At 70.0% G+C, this 2,477-nt stretch carries 2 protein-coding genes; both read left to right on the top strand.

The features are described from left to right. The first annotated feature begins 462 nt into the window (after positions 1 to 462). Complete coding sequence (locus MFF54_RS24455; protein WP_238306805.1) at positions 463 to 2,085, top strand: hybrid sensor histidine kinase/response regulator; 1,623 nt, start codon at positions 463 to 465, stop codon at positions 2,083 to 2,085. Positions 2,086 to 2,113: 28 nt separating this feature from the next. Further along, a complete protein-coding gene (locus tag MFF54_RS24450; protein ID WP_238306804.1) occupies positions 2,114 to 2,419 on the top strand; it encodes a plasmid stabilization protein in 306 nt (101 codons plus the stop codon). Positions 2,420 to 2,477: the final 58 nt, after the last annotated feature.

Below are 2,477 nucleotides of genomic sequence, written 5' to 3'. Positions count from 1 at the left end.
GCCTCCGACGCGGTGCTCGCCCGCAACGCGGGGGATGTCGGCGTCCTCGCGACGCCGGAGGGCCGGGTGGGTGAGCGCCATGACCTCGGTCCGGCCCTCTCCGGGCCGGGTATCTCGTAGCGCCCGGGCACAGGACGGTGCCGACGCGCCCGCATCGTGGAGGAACGGTGGCGGACAGGGCCGAGGCCGTCTTGTCGGGGCCGTCGCGAGCGGCGCCGAGCCTGCCCCGAAATCCTCTCCTGTACAGTCCGGTCTTGCCAGGTCCCCGGCGCGGCCCGTTTCGAGACGCGGGCCGCCGGGTCCCCATCGCTTTAGGGCTGGTGTCTTGGCGGCGATTGTCCTTGCCGGCTCCGCGACACAGGTTAAACCTGAGGCCGGATCGACGGAGCGACCGGCTGTTCGGACCTGCATTGTCGGGGGCGGCGCGGACGTGCGGCCTCGTCCTCAGAGAGTACCCCCGGGATGACCGAGACACCTGAGACGCCACCGCTTGGCCCAGGGGCCCGCGTCGGCGAGGGGCGCCCGAGCGACGTGGATGATCCGCACGGCGATATCTTCTTCGCCGCGGTCGAGACCACGCGGATGCCGATGATCGTCACGGATCCGCGCCAGCCCGACAACCCGATCATCTTCGCCAACCGCGCCTTCCTGGTGATGACGGGCTACGCGCCCGAGGAATTGGTCGGGCGCAACTGCCGCTTTCTGCAGGGGCCGGAGACCGATCGCGAGACGGTGGCCCAGGTGCGCCAAGCGGTTGTCGAGCGGCGTGAGTTCGCCACCGAGATCCTGAACTATCGCAAGAACGGCTCGACCTTCTGGAACGCGCTCTTCGTCAGCCCGGTCTACAACGCGGCCGGCGAGCTGGTTTACTATTTCGGTTCGCAGCTCGATGTCTCGCGCCGCCGCGACGCCGAGGAGGCTCTGGGCCAAGCTCAGAAGATGGAGGCGCTCGGCCAGCTCACCGGCGGCATCGCCCACGACTTCAACAACCTGCTCCAAGTCATCGTCGGCTACGCCGACATCCTGGCTACCGGCCTCGCCAAGCCCGACGCCGACAAGGGCCGCCTGACGCGCGCCACCGAGAACATCCGGCAGGCGGCCGAGAGGGCCACTACTCTGACGCAGCAACTCCTCGCCTTCGCCCGCAAGCAGCGGCTGGACGGGCGCGCGGTCAACCTCAACAACCTCATCGAGGGCATGGACGAGATGGTCGCCCGCTCGCTCGGCGAGGCGGCGACGATCGATCTGGCCCTCGCGCCCGACCTTTGGAACTGCCGGGTCGATCCGACCCAGGCCGAGGTCGCGCTCCTCAACATCCTGATCAACGCCCGCGACGCCATGCCGAAGGGCGGCACGGTGCGCATCGCCACCGAGAACCGGGTGATCGAGGAGGGCGACGAGGCCGAGTTCGGCGGTCTACGGGCCGGGCGCTACGTGGGCGTGGCGGTCTCCGATACCGGCTCCGGCATCGCGCCGAACGTGCTCGCCCGGGTAATGGACCCGTTCTTCACCACGAAGGAGGAGGGCAAGGGCACGGGGCTCGGCCTCTCCATGGTCTACGGCTTCGCCAAGCAATCGGGCGGGGCCGCGCAGATCGAGTCGATGCTCGGGCGCGGCACCACCGTGCGGCTGTTCTTCCCGGCCACCGACGGCGAGGCGCGCGACAGGCAGAAGGTCACGGCCCGGACGGTCGAGCGACAGGGCACCGAGACCATCCTGATCGTGGACGACCGCGAGGACGTGGCGGAGCTCGCCCGCACCATCCTGCGCGACTTTGGCTACACCACCCTGATGGCGGCCAACGGCCGTCAGGCGCTGGAGATCCTCGAGGGTGGTGAGCGGATCGACCTCCTGTTCTCGGACCTGATCATGCCGGGCGGCATGAACGGGGTAGTGCTGGCCCGCGAGGCGCGCCGCCGCCAGCCGCGCCTCAAGGTCCTGCTCACCACGGGCTACGCCGAGGCGAGCCTGGAGCGAACCGACATCGGCGGTTCGGAGTTCGATCTCCTGAACAAGCCCTATCGGCGTACCGACCTGATTCGGCAGGTACGCGCGATCCTCGACGGTCCGACAGGGAGCGACTGAGGGGCGGGGCGAGGCGCGGGAGCCGGGCATGCCACAGGGCGACAAGTCGAAGTACACCGACAAGCAGATCCGCAAGGCGGAGCACATCGCCGAATCCTACGAGAAGCGCGGGGTGCCGGAGGCGCAAGCCGAGGCCCGCGCCTGGGCGACCGTGAACAAGGACGACGGCGGCGGCAAGAAGCCCGGCGGCTCCGGCCGGGGTAAGAACACCGGCCACCCGGCGGCCCACAAGGGCGGGGAAGCGGGCGGGAGGGCCTCGGCGGAGCGCAGCACCGCGGATCGCTCGGCCTCGGCAAGGAAGGCGGCCGAGACCCGCAAGGCACGAGGGCACTAGCGCGGTTCACGCCGATTCCGTTCGGCGGAGCCGCCGAACGCCCGACGCCTCCGCCGAA

It is taken from the genome of Methylobacterium gregans, from assembly GCF_022179245.1.
GTDB lineage: Bacteria > Pseudomonadota > Alphaproteobacteria > Rhizobiales > Beijerinckiaceae > Methylobacterium > Methylobacterium gregans.
This window is presented reverse-complemented; position numbering and strand designations above follow the sequence as displayed.

What these genes read in the sequence shown, in the direction of transcription:
- MFF54_RS24450 (WP_238306804.1), top strand. Translation starts at nt 2,114, where the DNA reads ATGCCACAGGGCGACAAGTCGAAGTACACCGACAAGCAGATCCGCAAG.
- MFF54_RS24455 (WP_238306805.1), top strand. Translation starts at nt 463, where the DNA reads ATGACCGAGACACCTGAGACGCCACCGCTTGGCCCAGGGGCCCGCGTC.